The organism is Parabacteroides sp. AF19-14, assembly GCF_003635485.1.
Lineage (GTDB): Bacteria > Bacteroidota > Bacteroidia > Bacteroidales > Tannerellaceae > Parabacteroides > Parabacteroides distasonis.
Map to the genome: position 1 here is coordinate 226,917 of NZ_QTMJ01000007.1, position 4,165 is coordinate 231,081.

A 4,165-nucleotide genomic window follows, 5' to 3' on the forward strand; every position below is an offset into this window, starting at 1 on the left:
TCCCGAAAAGATAAGGCACATTATTATTTGCTGTTAACAGAAACACAAGACAAGACTTTTGTTAAGCATGAAACCGACTCGCTGATCGCGATCGCGACGGATTATTATGAGGAAACAGACGATCTGGAACGAAAAGCGAAAGCTTGGTTTTATAAGGGACGGATCAATCAAAACCTAAATCATCCATTGAAAGCGCAAGAGTATTTCTTAAATGCCTTACAGAATGAGGAGCAGATTGAAGACCATGCATTACTGGGGAGGATTAATAACGGTATAGGAATGCTTTATACCCAACAAGATGTATATGAACGAGCCTTGCTTTATCAGCAAAAGGCGGTCATGCATTTCAAGGCAATATCGGATTCTACCGGTCAAGTCTATGCACTTCGAGATCTGGGACGCATTTATGAGATAATCCACCAAAAAGACAGCGCTATCGCCTGTTATTCTAAAACTCTCGATTTGATGGTGAGCAGGAAGGTGCTCTCTGTTTATTCCGAATTATCGAGTCTATATGTACAAACAAAGACATACCCGGAAGCGGAACGTCTACTCCGTGAGATCATGGCAAACAAGCAGGCATTGGGAAATGATATTTATCCGTTCTATTTGACACTAGGCGAATATTATTATCAATGCGGTCAATTAGATTCAGCAAAGATCTATTTAGAACAATGCTTGGAAAAAGCGGTGCGATTGGACACGAGAGCGGGGGCTGTTTATCATCTATCCCAAATAGCCCTATCGACAAAACAATGGATCCTTTATGCGGAGTTGAGTCAACGATATGAAATGATGCGTGATACACTCGACCAGATAGAAGTCACGAATACGATTAGAGGCAGACAAGTTCTTTATGATGAACAGGATAAACAAAAAGCCCTAGCGGAAGAACGAGTAAAAACGGCCAATGCAAACCTACGGATGGTTGTAACCAGTCTTATTTGCCTTTTGATAGTTCTACCAACCACTTATCTTTTGTTTAAATATAAGAAAAGACAAAAAGACCTATTGAAAATTCAAGAAAAAGATCGGGAAAAGATTTTCTCTTGCGATAAGACCGTCTTAAAATATAAAGAGCAGATAGAGCATAATAAACAAATCATAGAGGTATTAAACAGATCTTTACAAGAGAAAGATCAGGAACAGCAAGAGCTCAAGAAGAAGCTGCGACAGGACTTCGAACAAAAGAACCAAGCATTGTATGCCCAAAAAGAACATCAGATTGAATTATTACAGAACCTAAAAAATTCATCTGTTTATAAAAACTTTCATGAAAACGAGGAATGGAAACCGTCTACCGAGGATTGGGAAGAGCTGTTTCAGCTTATAAACGCTATTTATCCGTCTTTTGCACAAAAACTTCAAGAAGCTTACCCTAAAATACCGATACAAATGGAACGGTTATGCTATTTAGTGAGAATCCATGTGAAACCCTCACGTCTTTCTATGTTATTAAACCATAGTAATATATCAGTCTTACGGAAAAGACTTTATCTGAAGATGAGCGGCAAAACAGGAAAAGCCTCCGATTTCGATCTATATATCAATGACCTATAGTCAGTGTTAGAAAATGAACAAAAACGAAAATGCCAATTGTTCATCCATGTTCATTGTTATTAGAGAATAAAGCTTTTCTTTTGCAAAAAGAAAAACAAAATATTATGAAAACAAAATTATTAACCTTATTGATGCTATTTGGCCTCTTTTCGCCACTGTCTGTTTATGGAGATAATGTACCAACTAAAGGCAAATGGCATGACGATTATTATCGCTCTGTCACTCCTGCTCCTCCAACAGTATCCATCGACGGAAATCTATTGAGCATACATTTTATCGATGCTCTAGATGATTTGACTGTTCAAGTTGTAAATGAACAAGGAGCTATCCTATATAACGAAGTAGTCTCCGGCGAAGCAGGTGAATGTGTATCCATCTCTTTAGATCAGGCTGGCACAGGATGCTTTTATGTAGTGTTAGAACATCGCCTAGGGCAGCTTATGGGAGAATTCATCATACAAAATAATTAGGTATTATTCTTTATCATATGCAAGCTTCAGGATTAAACAGTATCATATAGTTGATCTATCACTATTAACCAAAAAAGATCGTTAAACGTGATAATCACTGTACAGTGCCCCCAATGATACGTTTTTCCTGGATGCTTGCATTGAATTATGTTATTAGGAACTCTAAGTATAACCTTACAGAAATACTAAGTTTGTCATTAATCAAGAACTAATACATAATCTATAGAAGGAAATATCTTGAGTGTCCATTTCATAGATGCATTAGATGATCTAGCTATCCATATTATGGATAATACAGGTAATATAATGTATGAGAATGTACTCTCCGGAGGAACAGGCGATATTATCAACATTCCATTGGACGGAATAGAAACAAACACAGACCTAGTAGTCTTGACCCATAAGTTAGGATGGCTAGTAGGAAAATTCGAGATTAAATAAAGCATATGGCAATCCCTAAAATCATACATCAAGTCTGGGAGGGGCGCACAGAACCATGTATGCCCACCCGCTTACAAATCTTGGCAAGAACTTGGCGAGAGCAGAATCCAGATTGGGAATATCACCTTTGGAACGGAGAGGAAATGGATGAGTTGGTAGAAAAACATTTTCCGGAGTATCTTTCCTTGTATAGAAGTTTTTCATACAATGTCCAACGTTGGGACACGATTCGCTATATGATATTATATGTATATGGGGGAGTCTATACGGATTTGGATACGGAATGTTTTAAGCCTATCGAGCCATTATTAGAAGATGTGGCGATAGGGTTCGGAGAGGAGCCTCCACAGCATAATTTCAACTCAAGTATGCCCACCCTAATAGGAAACGCATTTATGGTTTCTGAGCCAAGATGCGGAGGATGGATAAACATTTTAAAAGAAATTACTGATGCAATGTTACGGGACTATCCAGCACAAAAGGTGATGCATACAACAGGCCCATTGATGATATCACGGATATTTAATACCTTGAAGAAAAGATACAAGGTTACTCTTTTCCCTTATTCAAAAGTAACACCTGTGACGAAAGATGACATGGGTTCATATATCTATCAGGGAGAGACCGCCTCATTCCATGAAAAAATAAAGGAAGCATATTGTTCTCATTATTTTTTTGGTAGCTGGGATACGAATTTTTCATTTTACAATTAATGAACGATATGAAAGAGTTATTCATTCAATACAAAGGCATACTAAAAGACCTACTCCGTTACGGGGTACTGAAAACAGAGGCTCTAGAGCATCCCGGATTGTATAACGGTAAGCTAGGCATGACTATCCTATTTTATGAATACAGTCGTTACAGTGGAGATGCTTTATATGAACAATTCGCGGACGAGATATTAGAATCTATAATGGAGCTTCCGGATAATTTATCTCTTGATTTGTCAGATGGATTATGTGGCATTGGATGGGGAATCACCTATCTATTAAGAGAACGTTTTATTACCGGTGAGATCAAAGATGTATTATCGGATATAGATATAAAGATACAAGAAACAGAAATTTTGAATGACGATACACTAAAGGATTATCATACATATTTAATGTTTAGAAAAGAGTACATAGGAGAAGATGCACAAAGAGGTTTGCCATATAGTCCTTATAGAGAGAGCTATATACAGAAAAAAATTTGGGAAACTTGTTTTTCTCAAAATCAATTAGAAATGAATCAATAATTTAATTACGATGAACTCTAAGCAACAGGACTATACCGAATACGCTGTCGATTTATCACAATTGACAAAAGAACGCCCTTTAGGGGTAACGGGTATATTGCGCTGCCAAAACAGCGCGGATTTCCTAGACGCTTGCATAGAGTCTTGTATTGAAGGATTAGATGAGCTGATTGCGGTATATCACAATTGTACAGATGAGACAGCTAATATACTTAAAAGAAAACAGAGCAAATACCCCGATAAAATCAAAATCTTTGAATACCACCCCTATATCTATCCTATAGATTTAGCGGATGAACAATTTCAAGAGATCATGAATCTGCCAAAGGATTCGATTCATCTCCTTTCCGGATACACGAATTACGCGATTTCAAAAGTAACCTATCGCTATGCGATCAAGATAGATTCAGATCAGCTATTTTTTTCCGAATCATTCAAAAAATATTGTGATGCC

At 37.3% G+C, this 4,165-nt stretch carries 5 protein-coding genes and 1 pseudogene; all 6 read left to right on the forward strand.

Annotated elements, in window-relative coordinates:
* Positions 1-1,560 (forward strand): tetratricopeptide repeat protein (locus tag DWX33_RS09640; protein WP_147425506.1); only part of this gene is annotated, 1,560 nt, incomplete at its 5' end.
* A 104-nt stretch (positions 1,561-1,664) separates the two neighbouring features.
* Positions 1,665-2,030, forward strand: a complete 366-nt coding sequence (locus DWX33_RS09645) for a DUF3244 domain-containing protein (protein ID WP_008773255.1) — start codon at positions 1,665-1,667, stop codon at positions 2,028-2,030.
* A 222-nt stretch (positions 2,031-2,252) separates the two neighbouring features.
* The gene (locus DWX33_RS09650) at positions 2,253-2,471 is read left to right on the forward strand and encodes a DUF3244 domain-containing protein (protein ID WP_080707584.1); all 219 of its coding nucleotides are present in this window, start codon (positions 2,253-2,255) and stop codon (positions 2,469-2,471) included.
* A gap of 5 nt (positions 2,472-2,476) precedes the next feature.
* A complete protein-coding gene (locus DWX33_RS09655; RefSeq protein ID WP_122380287.1) occupies positions 2,477-3,184 on the forward strand; it encodes a glycosyltransferase family 32 protein in 708 nt (235 codons plus the stop codon).
* Between the two features lie 8 nt (positions 3,185-3,192).
* Positions 3,193-3,711, forward strand: a complete 519-nt coding sequence (locus DWX33_RS09660; RefSeq protein WP_229033055.1) for a hypothetical protein — start codon at positions 3,193-3,195, stop codon at positions 3,709-3,711.
* A gap of 10 nt (positions 3,712-3,721) precedes the next feature.
* Positions 3,722-4,165, forward strand: a pseudogene (locus DWX33_RS09665) (hypothetical protein); the annotation flags it as partial.

Excerpts from the sequence above, each read along its gene's own strand:
- DWX33_RS09660 (WP_229033055.1), top strand. The coding sequence starts at position 3,193 with ATGAAAGAGTTATTCATTCAATACAAAGGCATACTAAAAGACCTACTC.
- DWX33_RS09655 (WP_122380287.1), top strand. The coding sequence starts at position 2,477 with ATGGCAATCCCTAAAATCATACATCAAGTCTGGGAGGGGCGCACAGAA.
- DWX33_RS09645 (WP_008773255.1), top strand. The coding sequence starts at position 1,665 with ATGAAAACAAAATTATTAACCTTATTGATGCTATTTGGCCTCTTTTCG.